At 71.8% G+C, this 15,861-nt stretch carries 16 protein-coding genes; 8 read left to right on the top strand and 8 right to left on the bottom strand.

Features of this window, described 5'->3' with window-relative positions:
- Window positions 1-51: 51 nt before the first annotated feature.
- The 3 genes from guaB to D1J60_RS21215 all read right to left on the bottom strand — a co-directional run bounded on the left by guaB (window position 52) and on the right by D1J60_RS21215 (window position 3,292).
- Window positions 52-1,551, bottom strand: coding sequence for an IMP dehydrogenase (gene guaB / locus D1J60_RS21225; RefSeq protein WP_125600846.1), 1,500 nt, complete (start codon window positions 1,549-1,551; stop codon window positions 52-54).
- A 148-nt stretch (window positions 1,552-1,699) separates the two neighbouring features.
- Complete coding sequence (locus D1J60_RS21220) at window positions 1,700-2,329, bottom strand: sigma-70 family RNA polymerase sigma factor (protein WP_125600849.1); 630 nt, start codon at window positions 2,327-2,329, stop codon at window positions 1,700-1,702.
- Between the two features lie 351 nt (window positions 2,330-2,680).
- Window positions 2,681-3,292: a response regulator transcription factor gene (locus tag D1J60_RS21215; protein ID WP_003948568.1), complete on the bottom strand. Its 612-nt coding sequence runs from the start codon at window positions 3,290-3,292 to the stop codon at window positions 2,681-2,683.
- Window positions 3,293-3,671: 379 nt separating this feature from the next.
- Between D1J60_RS21215 and D1J60_RS21210 the strand changes: the two genes are divergently transcribed.
- Window positions 3,672-3,998, top strand: a complete 327-nt coding sequence (locus tag D1J60_RS21210; RefSeq protein ID WP_030298281.1) for a WhiB family transcriptional regulator — start codon at window positions 3,672-3,674, stop codon at window positions 3,996-3,998.
- A 12-nt stretch (window positions 3,999-4,010) separates the two neighbouring features.
- Here D1J60_RS21210 and D1J60_RS21205 read toward each other — a convergent pair whose 3' ends face one another.
- Window positions 4,011-4,907: a LysR family transcriptional regulator gene (locus D1J60_RS21205; protein WP_125600852.1), complete on the bottom strand. Its 897-nt coding sequence runs from the start codon at window positions 4,905-4,907 to the stop codon at window positions 4,011-4,013.
- 175 nt (window positions 4,908-5,082) lie between these two features.
- On the opposite strand from D1J60_RS21205, the gene D1J60_RS21200 reads away from it, so the two are divergent.
- A complete protein-coding gene (locus D1J60_RS21200) occupies window positions 5,083-5,856 on the top strand; it encodes an SDR family oxidoreductase (RefSeq protein ID WP_125600855.1) in 774 nt (257 codons plus the stop codon).
- Between the two features lie 74 nt (window positions 5,857-5,930).
- Entirely contained in the window at window positions 5,931-6,623 is a 693-nt protein-coding gene (locus D1J60_RS21195; RefSeq protein ID WP_125822145.1) for an ester cyclase, read from the top strand.
- A gap of 95 nt (window positions 6,624-6,718) precedes the next feature.
- On the opposite strand, the gene groL is transcribed toward D1J60_RS21195, so the two are convergent.
- Both groL and groES read right to left on the bottom strand, forming a co-directional pair.
- Entirely contained in the window at window positions 6,719-8,347 is a 1,629-nt protein-coding gene (groL, locus tag D1J60_RS21190) for a chaperonin GroEL (RefSeq protein ID WP_125600861.1), read from the bottom strand.
- A gap of 111 nt (window positions 8,348-8,458) precedes the next feature.
- Window positions 8,459-8,767, bottom strand: a complete 309-nt coding sequence (groES, locus tag D1J60_RS21185; protein ID WP_007265952.1) for a co-chaperone GroES — start codon at window positions 8,765-8,767, stop codon at window positions 8,459-8,461.
- Window positions 8,768-9,065: 298 nt separating this feature from the next.
- Here groES and D1J60_RS21180 point away from each other — a divergent pair, with 298 nt between their 5' ends.
- From D1J60_RS21180 to D1J60_RS21165, 4 genes are read left to right on the top strand one after another with little or no spacing between them, the layout of a single operon-like run.
- Window positions 9,066-9,746 carry a response regulator transcription factor gene (locus D1J60_RS21180; RefSeq protein ID WP_125822144.1) on the top strand — a complete coding sequence of 227 codons (681 nt, stop codon included), beginning with the start codon at window positions 9,066-9,068 and terminating at the stop codon, window positions 9,744-9,746.
- A 52-nt stretch (window positions 9,747-9,798) separates the two neighbouring features.
- Window positions 9,799-11,196 carry a HAMP domain-containing sensor histidine kinase gene (locus tag D1J60_RS21175; protein ID WP_164720935.1) on the top strand — a complete coding sequence of 466 codons (1,398 nt, stop codon included), beginning with the start codon at window positions 9,799-9,801 and terminating at the stop codon, window positions 11,194-11,196.
- Between the two features lie 53 nt (window positions 11,197-11,249).
- Window positions 11,250-12,503: an LCP family protein gene (locus D1J60_RS21170; RefSeq protein ID WP_125822142.1), complete on the top strand. Its 1,254-nt coding sequence runs from the start codon at window positions 11,250-11,252 to the stop codon at window positions 12,501-12,503.
- Window positions 12,491-13,903 (top strand): FtsW/RodA/SpoVE family cell cycle protein, encoded by a 1,413-nt coding sequence (locus D1J60_RS21165; RefSeq protein WP_241253346.1) that lies wholly within the window; start codon window positions 12,491-12,493, stop codon window positions 13,901-13,903. The genes D1J60_RS21170 and D1J60_RS21165 overlap by 13 nt, the downstream gene beginning before the upstream one ends.
- A gap of 73 nt (window positions 13,904-13,976) precedes the next feature.
- On the opposite strand, the gene D1J60_RS21160 is transcribed toward D1J60_RS21165, so the two are convergent.
- Window positions 13,977-14,285 (bottom strand): putative quinol monooxygenase, encoded by a 309-nt coding sequence (locus D1J60_RS21160; protein ID WP_125822141.1) that lies wholly within the window; start codon window positions 14,283-14,285, stop codon window positions 13,977-13,979.
- Between the two features lie 105 nt (window positions 14,286-14,390).
- Here D1J60_RS21160 and D1J60_RS21155 point away from each other — a divergent pair, with 105 nt between their 5' ends.
- Entirely contained in the window at window positions 14,391-14,705 is a 315-nt protein-coding gene (locus D1J60_RS21155; protein WP_125822140.1) for a helix-turn-helix domain-containing protein, read from the top strand.
- A 60-nt stretch (window positions 14,706-14,765) separates the two neighbouring features.
- Here the strand turns inward: D1J60_RS21155 and D1J60_RS21150 are convergent, their stop codons facing one another.
- Window positions 14,766-15,824: an FAD-dependent oxidoreductase gene (locus D1J60_RS21150; RefSeq protein ID WP_125822139.1), complete on the bottom strand. Its 1,059-nt coding sequence runs from the start codon at window positions 15,822-15,824 to the stop codon at window positions 14,766-14,768.
- Window positions 15,825-15,861 lie beyond the last annotated feature (37 nt).

The raw sequence follows: 15,861 nt of genomic DNA, 5'->3' as shown, positions 1-15,861 counted from the left end.
AACGGCGAGGGGCGGGCCCGGAAACCCGGACCCGCCCCCGCGTCGACCCTGCTAGCCCTTACGGGAGTAGTTCGGCGCTTCCACCGTCATCTGGATGTCGTGCGGGTGGCTCTCCTTGAGGCCCGCCGAGGTGATCCGGACGAAGCGGCCCCGGTCCTGGAGCTCGGGGACGGTGCGGCCACCGACGTAGAACATCGACTGGCGCAGGCCGCCGACCAGCTGGTGGACGACCGCGGAGAGCGGGCCGCGGTACGGCACCTGGCCCTCGATGCCCTCGGGGATGAGCTTGTCGTCGCCGCCCACGCCCTCCTGGAAGTAGCGGTCCTTGGAGAAGGACTTGCGGTCGCCGCGGGACTGCATCGCGCCGAGCGAGCCCATGCCGCGGTACGACTTGAACTGCTTGCCGTTGATGAAGAGCAGCTCGCCCGGGGACTCCTCGCAGCCCGCGAGCAGCGAGCCGAGCATCACGGTGTCGGCGCCCGCGACGAGGGCCTTGGCGATGTCGCCGGAGTACTGGAGGCCGCCGTCGCCGATGACGGGGACGCCCGCGGCCTTGGCGGCGAGGGCGGCCTCGTAGATCGCGGTGACCTGCGGGACGCCGATGCCGGCGACGACGCGGGTGGTGCAGATGGAGCCGGGGCCGACGCCGACCTTGATGCCGTCGCAGCCGGCGTCGACGAGCGCCTGGGCGCCGTCGCGGGTGGCGACGTTGCCGCCGATGACGTCGACGGACGAGTTCGACTTGATCTTGGCGACCATGTCGCCGACCAGGCGGGAGTGGCCGTGGGCGGTGTCGACGACGATGAAGTCGGCGCCCGCCTCGATCAGGGCCTGGGCGCGCTCGTACGCGTCGCCGGCGACGCCGACGGCGGCGCCGACCAGCAGGCGGCCGTCCTTGTCCTTGGCGGCGTTCGGGTACTTCTCGGCCTTGACGAAGTCCTTGACCGTGATGAGGCCCTTGAGGATGCCGGCCTCGTCGACCAGCGGAAGCTTCTCGATCTTGTGGCGGCGCAGCAGCTCCATGGCGTCCACGCCGGAGATGCCGACCTTGCCGGTGACCAGCGGCATCGGGGTCATGACCTCGCGCACCTGGCGGCTGCGGTCCGACTCGAAGGCCATGTCGCGGTTGGTGACGATGCCGAGCAGCTTGCCCGCCGGGTCGGTGACCGGGACGCCGGAGATGCGGAACTTGGCGCAGAGCTCGTCGGCCTCGCGCAGCGTCGCGTCCGGGTGCACCGTGATCGGGTCGGTGACCATGCCGGACTCGGAGCGCTTGACCAGGTCGACCTGGTTGGCCTGGTCGGCGATGGAGAGGTTGCGGTGCAGGACGCCGACGCCGCCCTGGCGGGCCATCGCGATGGCCATGCGGGACTCGGTGACCTTGTCCATGGCGGCGGACAGCAGCGGAACGTTCACCCGGACGTTGCGCGAGATGAGGGAAGAGGTGTCGATCGCGTCCGGAGACATGTCCGACGCGCCCGGCAGCAGCAGCACGTCGTCGTAGGTCAGTCCGAGCGTGGCGAATTTGTCGGGTACTCCGTCGGCGGTCATGACACCTTCCAAATGGTCTTGCTCAGCGCGGATGTCCATGCTAACGGGATCCCGGGGCGTCTCATTCCACGACCAAGGTCAACCGCGATTTTCGTCGTTTCCTACGACAGAAACCGCCGCGAAAGGGAACCTGCGCCTCCGGCGAAGGTCACTGCTCGGCGAGCGCCCGCAGCCTGCTGAGGGCGCGGTGCTGGGCGACGCGCACGGCTCCGGGGGACATGCCGAGCATCTGGCCGGTCTCCTCCGCGGTCAGCCCGACGGCCACCCGCAGGACGAGCAGCTCGCGCTGGTTCTCCGGCAGGTTCGCGAGGAGCTTCTTGGCCCAGGCCGCGTCGCTGCTGAGCAGCGCCCGCTCCTCGGGGCCGAGGGAGTCGTCCGGCCGCTCGGGCATCTCGTCGGAGGGCACGGCCGTACTCCCCGGGTGCCGCATGGCGGCCCGCTGGAGGTCGGCGACCTTGTGCGCGGCGATGGCGAAGACGAAGGCCTCGAAGGGCCTGCCGGTGTCCCGGTAGCGGGGCAGCGCCATCAGCACGGCGACGCAGACCTCCTGCGCGAGGTCCTCCACGAAGTGACGGGCGTCACCCGGGAGCCGCGACAGACGGGTGCGGCAGTAGCGCAGGGCGAGGGGGTGCACGAAGGCCAGGAGGTCGTGCGTGGCCTGCTCGTCCCCCTCGACGGCACGGCGTACGAGCGCGCCGACGGGCCCGGCGTTGCCGCCTCTGGCGGCGCCGGTGGGGCCTGTGGCCGCGGGTGACCCCAGGGCCTCGTCGTCGCGCATCAATCCATGGTGCCTTGGCGCGGGAGCGTTCGCGGCATCGCGGTCCGTGTTGTGCATCGAAGCGTTATGAGCGGGTGCGCCGGAACTCATCATCTGCGCCCTCCCCTCCGCTCGGCCCGAATCGTCGTCCCGCGGGACTCGATCTCTCCAAGAATGCGGCACACCATCAAGGATGCGGCATCGCGCCCGAAGCGACACGTCCCCCGGATTGTGCCCCGCCAATCCCCGGTGTGACACCGGGCGCGGCGGGACTTCCGCGGCTTTCCGCCCCGGCGGCGCCGGCGGACACCTGCCGCCCCGCCCGCCGTCGGCGGACGGGACCGCGGCCGCCGCCGGCCGACGGTGTCGCGGTCAGCGGACGAGACCCCAGCGGAAGCCGAGTGCCACGGCGTGCGCCCGGTCCGAGGCACCGAGCTTCTTGAACAGCCTGCGGGCGTGCGTCTTGACCGTGTCCTCGGAGAGGAAGAGCTCGCGCCCGATCTCCGCGTTGGACCGGCCGTGGCTCATGCCCTCCAGCACCTGGATCTCGCGCGCGGTCAGGGTGGGGGCGGCCCCCATCTCGGCCGAGCGGAGCCGGCGCGGGGCCAGCCGCCAGGTGGGGTCGGCGAGCGCCTGGGTGACCGTGGCCCGCAGTTCGGCGCGCGAGGCGTCCTTGTGCAGGTAGCCGCGGGCGCCGGCGGCGACCGCGAGGGCCACCCCGTCCAGGTCCTCGGCGACCGTCAGCATGATGATGCGGGCGCCCGGGTCCGCGGACAGGAGCCGGCGGACCGTCTCGACGCCGCCGAGGCCGGGCATCCGTACATCCATCAGAATCAGGTCGGAGCGGTCGGCGCCCCAGCGGCGGAGGACTTCCTCGCCGTTGGCAGCCGTCGTCACACGCTCGACGCCGGGCACGGTGGCAACCGCGCGCCGGAGCGCCTCTCGGGCAAGCGGGGAGTCGTCGCAGACGAGGACGGATGTCATGACCGCCCTCCGCAGCTGCTGATGCGCGTCACCTTGAGCCTCCAGGCTGGTACGTATCGTCACCTGTGCGGTCGATGCCCTCGGACACCTGTCCGGGAACCTCTCGTTTCAACCGCACTCGCTCTCTCAACGATGGTCACTCGAAAGAGTTACGGGTCGGACGAACACCTTCGGCACTCTACGTGAGGAAGCGATCACCACGCCGGAGGCGCGAGCCAACTGTCCTCCATCTGGAGCTATGCCCTATTTGGCGGCTTTCCTTCCGTTTGCCATGTGTCTGAGGCTAGGGTCCCAATGAGTCATATTTACATCTACTACGACAGTAGGTGTGGAGACATGGACCGTATCCGCGTAGTACCCGGCACCAAGAGGACTACCAATGGCAGATTTCTCCCGCCTCCCCGGACCGAACGCCGACCTGTGGGACTGGCAGCTGCTGGCCGCCTGCCGCGGAGTCGACAGCTCCCTCTTCTTCCACCCGGAAGGCGAGCGGGGCGCGGCCAGGAGTGCGCGCGAGGCCTCGGCTAAAGAGGTCTGCATGCGCTGCCCGGTGCGTTCGGAATGCGCCGCGCACGCGCTCGCCGTCCGAGAGCCCTACGGGGTGTGGGGGGGCCTCACCGAGGACGAACGCGAGGAACTCATGGGCCGCGCACGGCACCGGCTGATCCCCGCCTCCAGCACGATCGGCCCCGTCCCGCCGCACTGACGCACGCGCAGGTCAACGGGCGGCGGCCCGCACCAGCTCACCCAGGGTCGCCGCCACCGCCGGCACGCGCGCCAGGTCGGGCAGCGTCAGCGCCACGACCTCCCGCTCCACCGCCGGCTCCACGGCCAGGGCGCTCACGCCCTTCGCCCGTACGGACTCCACCGCCAGCTCGGGCAGCACCGCCACGCCCAGCCCGGCGCCCACCAGGCCGACCACGGCCGGGTAGTCGTCGGTGGCGAAGTCGATGCGCGGGGTGAAGCCCGCACCCTCGCACACCTCCACCAGATGGCGGCGGCAGCGCGGACAGCCCGCGATCCAGGGCTCGTCGGCCAGCTCCGCCATGCCCACCCGCCCGGCCCCGGCCAGCCGGTGCCCCTCGGGCACCAGCCCGACGAGCCGGTCGGTCAGCAGCGGGGTCACCACCAGGTCGTCCCACTCGGCCACCGCCGAGGCCCCCGCGTAACGGAAGGCCAGCGCCACGTCGCAGTCGCCCTCGCGCAGCATCTCCACCGACCGCGGCGGCTCCGCCTCGACCAGGGAGATGCGCGTGCCCGGATGCTCCGCGCGCATCGCCGCGAGCGCGGTGGGCACTAGCGTGGAGCTGCCGCTGGGGAAGGAGACGAGCCGGACCCGGCCCGCGCGCAGCCCGGCGATGGCCGCGACCTCCTCCTCGGCGGCCGTCAGCCCGGCCAGGATCCCGGCGGCGTGCCGCACCAGGGCCTCGCCGGCCTGGGTCAGGCGCATCTCGCGGCCGGCGCGCACCAGCAACGGGGTCCCGGCCGACTGTTCCAGGGCCTTCATCTGCTGGGAGACGGCGGGCTGGGTGCAGCCGAGCTCGCGGGCGGCGGCGGAGAAGGAACCGGTCCCGGCGACGGCGCGCAGGATCCGGAGGTGGCGTGCCTCGATCACCCTCCGAGCATAAGACCGGCTTTGACCGCGGCGCCAATCCCCCAGCCGCCCCTTTGGGAGGAGGGCCCCGACGGACAGCCCGCGCGGGGCGTTCCACGGGCCCCGGAGATCACGGGATCGCACGCACGTGCGCGCGGAGGCCCGCCGGTCGGCCGCGGGCGGCTATTTTGCGCACATGACGACTGCGCTGATCACTGGATCCACGGCGGGCATCGGCGCCGCCTTCGCCCGGCGGCTGGCCTCCCAGGGCCACAACCTCGTACTGGTGGCCCGCGACACCAAGCGACTCGCCGAACAGGCGACCGAGCTGCACGACCGGCACGGCATCGAGGCCGAGGTGCTGGCCGCCGACCTCTCCACCGAGGAGGGCATCAAGGCCGTCGAGACCCGCCTCGGCGACCGTACGCACCCGGTGGACCTGCTCGTCAACAACGCGGGCTTCGGCAACAAGGGCCGCTACCTGGAAGTCTCCATGGCCGACGAGCTGACGATGCTGAAGGTGCACGTCGAGGCGGTGCTGCGGCTGACCTCGGCGGCGACGGAGTCGATGCGCTCGCGCGGCCGCGGCGGGGTGGTCAACGTGGCCTCGGTCGCCGCCTTCGTGCCGCGCGGCACGTACGGCGCCAGCAAGGCCTGGGTCGTGCAGTTCACCCAGGGCGCGGCGCGGGACCTCGCCGGCTCCGGCGTCCGCCTGATGGCCCTGTGCCCCGGCTTCGTGCGGACCGAGTTCCACGAGCGGGCCGGCATGGGCACGGACAACATCCCGGGCTGGCTGTGGCTCGACGCGGACAAGCTGGTGGCCGCCGCGCTCGCCGACCTGGCGCGCGGCAAGACCGTGTCGATCCCGGACCCGCGCTACAAGGCGCTGATGGGTGTGGTGAAGCTGACGCCGCGCGGGCTGCTCGGCGGTGTCTCCTCCCGTACGGGCCGCAAGTACGGGCCTCAGTAACCCGCCGGTAGACCGGGCTGAACGGGTGAATCCTCCCTAAACTGGACACGTCCCCTCCAGCACGGGAGCCCACCATGACATTCGTACAACTGGTTGACTACAGGACCCACCAGCCCGACGCGATGAACGACCTGCTGGACAAGTACGTCGCCCAGAGCCAGGGCAAGCGCACGGTCACCCACAGCGTGGTGGGCAAGGACCGCGACCAGACGGACCACTACGTGAACTTCGTCGAGTTCCCTTCGTACGAGGAGGCCATGAAGAACTCCAACCTCCCCGAGACGGACCGGATGTTCCACGAGATGACGGCCCTGTGCGACGGCATGCCGACCTTCACCAACCTCGACACGGTCCGCGACGAGCACCTCAACACCATGATGGCGAACCGGATGTTCGACGACATCGCGGTGAAGGGCGACATGGCCGCCATCGAGGAGGTCTTCGCCCCGGACTACCACGACCACGACATCTCCAACCCCGAGGACAAGCACGGCTACTCCGCGATCAGGGACGACGTCGAGATGTGGCGCGCCGCCTTCGACTTCTCCTTCACCATTGACGCCCAGACGGCGCAGGACGACTACGTCACCACGCTGTGGACCTGGACCGGCACGCACAAGGGCGAGTTCATGGGCGTCGCCCCCACCGGCAAGACCTGCACGATGACCGGCACCACGGTCTTCCGGTGCCAGGACGGCAAGATCAAGGAAGGCTGGTGGCACTACGACGCCATGGGCCTGATGCGGCAGCTCGGCATGATGGAGTGACGCCCGCGGTCCGCCCCGGAGAACGGGAAGGCCCCCGTCCCACCGTGTGAACGGCGGGACGGGGGCCTTCCCGTGAAGCGCGCGGACGCGTCGCGTCAGTGGCTGTGGCCGTGACCGTGGCCGTGACCGGCCTCGGCCTCCTCCTCCGCCGGCTTCTCGACGACCAGGGTCTCGGTCGTGAGCAGCAGGGAGGCGATGGAGGCGGCGTTCTCCAGGGCGGAGCGGGTGACCTTGACCGGGTCGATGACGCCGGCCTTGACCAGGTCGCCGTACTCGCCGGTGGCGGCGTTGAAGCCCTGGCCCTTGTCGAGCTCGGAGACCTTCGAGGTGATGACGTAGCCCTCGAGGCCCGCGTTCTCGGCGATCCAGCGCAGCGGCTCGACGGCGGCGCGGCGGACGACGGAGACGCCGGTGCCCTCGTCGCCGGTCAGGCCGAGGTTGCCCTCCAGGACCTTGACGGCGTGGACGAGCGCGGAGCCACCGCCGGAGACGATGCCCTCCTCGACCGCGGCGCGGGTCGCGGAGATGGCGTCCTCGAGACGGTGCTTCTTCTCCTTGAGCTCCACCTCGGTGGCGGCGCCGACCTTGATGACGCAGACGCCGCCGGCGAGCTTCGCCAGGCGCTCCTGCAGCTTCTCGCGGTCCCAGTCGGAGTCCGTGGCCTCGATCTCGGCCTTGATCTGGTTGACGCGGCCCGCGACGTCAGCGGCGTTGCCGCCACCGTCGACGATGGTCGTGTCGTCCTTGGAGATGGTCACGCGGCGCGCGGAACCGAGGACGTCCAGACCGGCCTGGTCGAGCTTGAGGCCGACCTCCTCGGCGATGACGGTGGCACCGGTGAGGGTGGCCATGTCCTGGAGCATCGCCTTGCGGCGGTCGCCGAAGCCCGGGGCCTTGACGGCCACCGCGTTGAAGGTGCCGCGGATCTTGTTGACGACGAGGGTGGAGAGGGCCTCGCCCTCGACGTCCTCGGCGATGATCAGCAGCGGCTTGGAGCCACCCGCCTGGATGACCTTCTCCAGCAGCGGCAGGAGGTCCTGGATGGAGGAGATCTTGCCCTGGTTGATCAGGATGTACGGGTCGTCGAGGACGGCCTCCATACGCTCCTGGTCGGTGACCATGTAGGGGGACAGGTAGCCCTTGTCGAAGGCCATGCCCTCGGTGAACTCGAGCTCCAGGCCGAAGGCGTTGGACTCCTCGACGGTGATGACACCGTCCTTGCCGACCTTGTCCATCGCCTCGGCGATGAGCTCGCCGACCTGGGCGTCCTGCGCGGAGAGCGCGGCCACGGCGGCGATGTCCGACTTGTCCTCGATCGGGCGGGCGGTCGCGAGGAGGTCCTCGGACACGGCCTTGACCGCGGCGTCGATGCCCTTCTTCAGGGCGGCCGGGGAGGCGCCGGCGGCGACGTTGCGCAGGCCCTCGCGGACGAGCGCCTGGGCCAGCACGGTGGCGGTGGTGGTGCCGTCACCCGCGATGTCGTTGGTCTTGGTCGCCACCTCCTTCACCAGCTGCGCGCCGAGGTTCTCGTACGGGTCGTCCAGCTCGACCTCGCGGGCGATGGTGACACCGTCGTTGGTGATGGTGGGGGCGCCGAACTTCTTGTCGATGACGACGTTGCGGCCCTTGGGGCCGATCGTCACCTTCACCGTGTCGGCAAGCTTGTTGACGCCGCGCTCGAGGGCGCGACGGGCGTCCTCGTCGAACTTCAGGATCTTCGCCATGGGAGCGGTTCAGCCCTCTCGAAAACTCGGGTTTAACGAACCGCGCCCCTCGCCGCCCGGCAATCAGCGGGGTGACCAGGGGCGCAGCTCAAGCAAACTTCTTGAAGCGAATTACTTCTCGACGATCGCGAGCACGTCGCGGGCCGAGAGGACGAGGTACTCCTCGCCGCTGTACTTCACTTCGGTGCCGCCGTACTTGCTGTACAGCACGATGTCGCCGACGTTGACGTCCAGCGGGAGACGCTGGCCGTCCTCGAAGCGGCCCGGGCCGACCGCGAGGACGACGCCCTCCTGGGGCTTCTCCTTCGCGGTGTCCGGGATGACCAGGCCGGAGGCCGTGGTCTGCTCGGCGTCGAGCGGCTGGACCACGATGCGGTCCTCAAGCGGCTTGATGGCAACCTTGGAGCTGGCGGTCGTCACGATCCGACCTCCCCCTTCGGAGATCCGGGGTTAACTGTCTGAGGTGGCGACCAGGTCGATCCGTCGTCGCGGGTGCCGGACCAGCCTGTCGCTGTGTTGGCACTCACCGGGGGCGAGTGCCAGGTGTGACACTATTCCGGCGATTAGCACTCGGTCAAGCGGAGTGCCAACACGGTCCGCTGGTTCCACGTATTCCGGCCGCCGAACACCCCGTTCGGCTGAACCCCGACCCCTCGGGAACCGGACCGGGGCGCCCCGGGGCCCGAGGAGCCGCTGCCCGGTATGTGAGGCTTGGGGCGTGCGCATCCTCGTGGTCGAAGACGAAGAGAACCTGGCCGAATCCCTCCGCCAGGGCCTGTCCGCCGAAGGCCACCGCGTCGAGGTCGCCCACGACGGCCACCGCGGCCTCGAACTGGCCCTCACCGGCGGACCGTACGACGCCGTCCTGCTCGACCTGATGCTCCCCGGCCCCGGCGGCGCCGAGATCTGCGCCCGGATGCGGGCGCACGGCGATCCCACGCCCGTCCTGATGCTGACCGCCAGGGACGGCGAGCACGACGAGGCCGAGGGGCTCGACGCCGGCGCCGACGACTACCTCACCAAGCCCTTCTCCTTCCTGGTGCTGGCCGCCCGGCTGCGCGCCCTCGCCCGCCGCGCCGCCGCCCCCGAACCCGCCGAGCTCCGGGCCGGGGACCTCTGCCTCGACCCGCTCGACCGCCGCTGCCGCCGCGGGAGCCACGACATCGAACTCACCGCCCGCGAAGTCGGCGTCCTCGCCTGCCTGATGCGGCGCCCCGGCCGGGCCGTCGCCAAGCAGGACGTCCTCGACGAGGTCTGGGACGCCCCGCACGGCATCGACCCGAACATCGTCGAGGTCTACGTCTCCTCCCTGCGCAAGAAGATCGACGCCCCCTTCGGCCGCCGCTCGATCCTCACCGTCCACGGCACCGGCTACCGCATGGCTCCCGACGGTGGGTGAGGGCGCGGGGCCGGGGGCGGGGCCGGAGGGCAGGAGACCGCGCGGCCGCCTCGTGGGCGACCTGCGTCCGCGGATCCGCCTCGTGGGCAACCTGCGCGCGCGGACCGCCCTCGCCGCCGCCCTCGCGATGGCCGCGGTCCTCACCACCGGCGGGCTCTGGCTCCACAGCCTCATGCGCAGCAACCTCCTCGACAACACCACCGGCCGCACCGAGCTCGCCGCGCGCAAGGTCGCCGCCCAGCTCGACACCCGGACCCTCCCGCCCGGCGGCCGGCTGCCCGCGCCCGACGGCGGGGTCGACCTGGTCCTCGTACGCGACGCCCACGGCCGCGACGTCGCCAGCACCGCCGCCGGAGCGCCCAAGGACCCCCCGCGCCTCGACGCACTGCGCCCCGGCCCCGGCCAGGACTCCCGCTCGGCCGTACTGCCGCCCGCCCGCCCCGGCGCGCAGCGGCGCGTGGTCGTCGCGGTCGAGGCCCCCGGCCCGCCCGGCGCGCACGATCCGCACACCGTGTACGCGGTGACCGTGCTCGGCGACGTCGACGACGCCACCCGCGCCATCGCCACCGGCCTCCTCGCCGGCGCTCCCCCGCTGACCGCCTTCGCGGCGGCCCTGGCCTGGTGGGCCACCGGCCGCGCGCTGCGCCCCGTCACCGCCATCCGCACCTCGCTCGCCGCCGTCACCGCGAGCGAGCTCGACCGGCGCGTCCCCGACCCCGGCGGCGGCGACGAGATCGCCCAGCTGGCCCGGACCGTCAACGACACCCTCGACCGGCTGGAGCGCTCCGACGCCCGCCAGCGCCAGTTCACCGCCGACGCCTCGCACGAGCTGCGCAACCCGCTCGCCGCAGTCCGCTCGCGGCTGGAGGTGGCCCTGGCCATGGAGCGGCCCGACCGGGCGTCGGTGGCCGCCGCGCTGGCCGACACCGGGCGGCTCCAGCGGATCGCCGCCGACCTGCTGCTCCTGGCCCGCCTGGACGGCGGGCCCGCGCCCCGCCCCGAGCCGGTGGACCTCGCGCTGCTGGCCGCCGAGGACGCGGCGCGGCGGCCCGCGCCCCGGGTGCCGCTGCGGCTGGAGGCGCCCGCGCCGGTGCCGGCGTACGGGGACCCGGCGCGGCTGGAGCGGGCCCTGGCCAACCTGGTGGACAACGCCCTGCGGTACGCGGACGCCGGGGTCGTGGTGCGGGCCGCCGCGCGGGACGGGCGGGCGGTGCTGGAAGTGGCCGACGACGGTCCGGGGATCCCGGAGGCGGACCGCGACCGCGTCTTCGAGCGGTTCGTACGCCTCGACGCGGACCGCGGCCGGGCCGGCGGCGGCACCGGCCTGGGCCTGGCCATCGCCCGGGAGATCGCGCGGGCCCACGGGGGCGAGGTACGCGCGCTCGGCGCGCCGGGCGGCCGGGGCGCGCGGCTGGAACTGTGGGTTCCGTCGGGGCGGGGCGAGCGCTGAGGGGGCCGCCTCCTCAGGATTCCTTCAGCGCCCCTGCGCCAGGATCGAGCGGCATGAGCGCTGCACGGACACGGACCAAGACCGGCCACCGCAGGCCCTCACGGCGCCGGAGGCTCGCGCGCACGCTGCTGATCACGGGCTGCGTGCTGACGGTGACGGCGGGCGGCGGCGCCTGGTACCTCTACCGCGACCTCGCCTCCGGCATCGCCGGCTCGAAGGCCCTGGACGGCGCCGAGAGGTCGGCGCACGGTGATGTGAACATCCTGCTCATGGGCCTGGACAGCCGGCGCGACCGAAACGGCGACCCGCTGCCCGCCGAGATCCTCGACGCGCTGCACGCGGGAAGCTCGGACATCGGCGGCTACAACGCGAACACCCTCATCCTGCTGCACGTCCCGGGCGACGGCGGCGAGGCGAAGGCCTTCTCGATACCGCGCGACGACTTCGTGGAGATCGCCGGGCAGGGGGCGGGGCAGGGGCAGGGCCGCAAGGACAAGATCAAGAAGGCGTACGGCCTGGCGAAGGCCGCCAGGGAGGAACAGCTCTCCCGGGCCGGCGTGCGGGACCGGCGCCGCCTGGAGCGGGAGGGGCGCGAGGCGGGTCGCCGGGCGCAGATCGAGACGGTGCGCGACTTCCTGGGCGTCCCGGTCGACCACTTCGCCGAGCTCAGCCTGGCCGGCTTCCACCACCTCGCGGACGCGCTGGGCGGCGTACCGGTGTGCCTGAAGAAGCCGGTGAAGGACCCGTACTCGGGCGCCGACTTCCCGGCGGGCCGGCAGACCCTGAACGGCCGGCAGTCCCTGGCCTTCGTACGGCAGCGGCACGGGCTGGCGATGGGCGACCTGGACCGGACGAAGCGGCAGCAGGCCTTCCTCGCGGGGGCGACGCAGAAACTGAACTCGGCCGGGACCTTCACGGACCCGGTGAAGCTCCTCAAGCTGATCGACACGGCGAAGGAGGACGTCGTGACGGACGAGGGATGGGACCTGCTGTCGTTCGTGAAGCAGGCGAAGAACCTGTCCGGGGGCAGAGTGCGGTTCACGACACTCCCCGTAGAGGGCTTCGGAAGGAACCATGGGGAGGACATCAACGTCGTAGATGATATGAAGATAAAGCGCCTCATTGCCGAGCAGATCGGTCCCCGGTCGACCACTGCGACGACCCCGAGCGCGCCGGCCGTCGCGCCGCCCTCTTCTCCCTCTCCTTCTTCCCCCGCGTCACCCGCGTCACCCCCGTCATCCGCTCCCCCGCCGCCCCGGCCGGAGAAGGGTGAGATCGACGGCGGCGGCATCCCGTGCGTGGACTGAGGCCCCTGACGATGGCGGGCGCCCGCCGTCGCACCGAAGCGCTGCTGCTGCTCCTGGTCATCGGCATCGCCGTCTTCGGCCACGTCAGCGCCGGGCTGGCCATGAACGGCGAGCTGCCGCAGCACCTCACCAGCTTCGTCATCAGCATGACGCTGCTGTCCCTGGTGGGTCACCTGGGCATCCGCCGGTTCGCTGCGTACGCGGACCCGTTGATCTTCCCGCTCGCGATGCTGCTCACCGGGCTGGGGCTAGTGCTCATCCACCGGCTCGACCAGGGCTACATCGAGCGGTGGAACTCCACGGCCAACGCGCCCGACCAGCTGATGTGGACGGTGGTCGGGGTCGCCGCCTGCATCCTGGTCGTGGCGCTGCTGCGCGACCACCGGCTGCTCCAGCGCTTCATCTACATCACGATGGCCGTCGCGCTGGTGCTGCTGATCGCGCCGGCGTTCTTCGGTGCGGACACGTACGGCGCCAAGCGCTGGATCATCCTGTTCGGCTTCTCGCTCCAGCCCGGCGAGTTCGTGAAGATCATGATCGCGATCTTCTTCGCGGGCTACCTGGTCATCCACCGCGATTCGCTGGCCCTGACGGGGCGCAGGTTCCTGGGCATGCGGCTGCCGCCGATGCGGCAGCTCGGGCCGATCATCACGGTGTGGATCATCTCGCTGCTCGTCCTCGTCTTCGAGCGCGACCTCGGCACGTCCCTGATCTTCTTCGGCGTCTTCGTGGTGATGCTGTACGTGGCCACCGAGCGCACCAGCTGGATCGTCTGCGGCCTGCTGATGGCCGCCGTGGGCGCGTTCGTGGTCGGCTCGACGGAACCCCACGTCAAGGCCCGCGTCGCCGCCTGGCTGAACCCCCTGGCCATCTACTCCCCGAACCCCCCGCAGGGCCTCAACTCCGAGCAGTCCGCGCAGGCGCTGTTCAGCTTCGGCACCGGCGGCGTCTCGGGCACCGGTCTCGGGATGGGACACCCCGAGCTGATCAAGTTCGCGGGGCGCAGCGACTTCATCCTGACGACGGTGGGCGAGGAGCTCGGCCTGGCCGGGGTGATGGCCGTACTGATCATCTACGCCCTGCTCGTACAGCGGGGCCTGCGCATGGCGCTGGCCGCGCGGGACCCGTTCGGCAAGCTGCTGGCGGTGGGCCTGGCGGCGGCGCTGGCGCTCCAGGTCTTCGTGGTCGCCGGCGGCGTGACGGGCCTGATCCCCCTGACCGGCAAGGCCCTCCCCTTCCTGGCGAAGGGCGGCTCGTCACTGCTGGCCAACTGGATCATGATCGCCCTGCTGCTGCGCATCAGCGACAGCGCGGAACGCCAGCGCGAAGCCGACGCCATGGGCCCGGCGGAAACGACGATCACCCCGGTGGTGGCGGGGGCGGGGGCGGGGCTGCGGTAGCCCCTCGCCCCGCCCCCGGGAGCCGCCGGGCGCGACAGACCCTGGCGGCCCAGTGGCCTCGCGGCCTGGTGGCCTAGTGGCCGTAAGGGCTTCGCATGTTCACGAAGCGGAGCTCCACGTCCGTGGTCAGGTAGTCCATCCGACGCTCCCAGAAGTCCCGCAGGTGCGGGAGCGCCAGATGGGCGTCCAGGTCGGCCTGGCTGCGCCACACCTCGTAGAACACGAAGACACCGGGCTCCTCGCCGTCCTCGTGGAAGTGGTACTCCAGGCAGCCCGGCTCCTGCCGGGTGGGCTCGACGAAGGAGAGCAGGAGCTCCATGAGCTCCTGGGCGCGTTCCGGCTTGGAGCGGGCTATGCCGACGAGTGAGACGAGCTGGTCCATCAGGGTTCTCCCCCACAGATAGGTACGACTGAGTTCGTACCTGTGGGACGCTAGCAGTCGCCAGAGGTAAGATCCAATCCTTACCTGAGGGGGGAGATCGCCACCATGCCCGACGACGAGGGTCACCCGACCGTCGAGGAGATCGAGCTCGGCAGAGTGCTTTCCGCGCTCGCCGATCCTCTGCGCCGCCGTGTGGTGCGCGAGCTGGCCCTTGCCCCGGAAGGCACCGCGCGCACCTGCGCCTCCTTCTCGCTGCCGGTCTCCAAAGCGACGGTCACCCACCACTTCCGCACCCTGCGGGAAGCCGGCCTGATCCACCAGGTCGACCGGGGCAACAGCCGGATGGCGGGCCTGCGTCGAGCCGACATCGAGGCACGCTTCCCCGGACTCCTGGCCATCCTGGAGGCCGAGACCGCGTAGCGGCCCGAACCGGCGGAGGGTGTGGGGCGCGGTGCGCCGGGCCCGTACGCGCCGGGGCGTTCAGCCCCCGACGCCCGTGCGGGCGCCGTACCTGCCTCCCCGGGCGGCCAGTTCCTTGAGCACCACGGCGGTGCGCCCGGTGAGGCAGGCGCGGCGCAGGGTGTCATCGCGGTGGGTGAACTGGGCCACCGCGCCCTTGCGCCCGAGCGTGACGGCCCGGGCCACGTAACGGAGTGCGTACGGTTCGGGCTCGCGGCCGCCGATCAGGCGGACCAGGGTGTCGGCGGCGTGGGCGGCCTGCGGCGTGGCGAGGGCGCAGGCGAAGCGGGCACCGGGCACCGCCGCGCAGTCGCCCACGACGAAGATCCGTCCGTCGTCGACGCTGCGCAGGCACTCGTCCACGAGCGCCCGGCCGCGCGCGTCGACCGTCAGACCGCTGCGCGCGGCCAGGTCGGGTACGTCGGACACGATCGCCCACAGGGTCAGGTCGGAGACCGCCTCCACCCCGGAACCCAGGCGCACCGTGCCGTCGACGACGCCCGTGACGGTGTCGTCCACCACCTCGACCCCCAGACGCTCCAGTCCGGCGCGCGCCTTGGTCCGCGCCCGGTCGGAGAAGCCGTCGGCGACCGACGGGCCGATGATGCGCACGCGCAGGCCGGGCCGGGCCTCGGCGATCTCGGCCGCCGTCTCGATCCCGGTCGCGCCGCCGCCGACCACGGTGACCGTGCTGCCCGCGGGCAGGGCGTCGAGCTGCGCCCGGGCCCGTTCGGCGCCCTCCCAGGTCCCGACCGGGACCGTTCCCTCCATGGCCCGGACCGTGCTGCCGACCGCCAGGAACGCGTGGTCGAAGTCGAGGGTCTCCCCGCCCGCGAGGGTGACGCGGCCGTCGCCCACCTCCTCCACGGTGGCGACGCGGACGGTGATCCCGGGGCGCAGCATCGAGGTGAGGGGCGTCGCCACGGCAGCGGTCCCGGCGACCTGCTGGTGGAGCCGTACGCGTTCCACGAACTCGGCGCGCGGGTTGACCACCGTGATCTCGGCGCCCCTGACCTTCTTGGCGATCCGGTTCGCCGCGAGCATCCCCGCGTAGCCGGCGCCCACCACCACGACCTTCATGTCGTCCTCCTCGTCAACGCGACTGGTCGGACATGAG

The sequence above is a fragment of the Streptomyces sp. W1SF4 genome (assembly GCF_003950035.1).
GTDB classification, from domain to species: Bacteria; Actinomycetota; Actinomycetes; order Streptomycetales; family Streptomycetaceae; genus Streptomyces; species Streptomyces racemochromogenes.
This window is presented reverse-complemented; position numbering and strand designations above follow the sequence as displayed.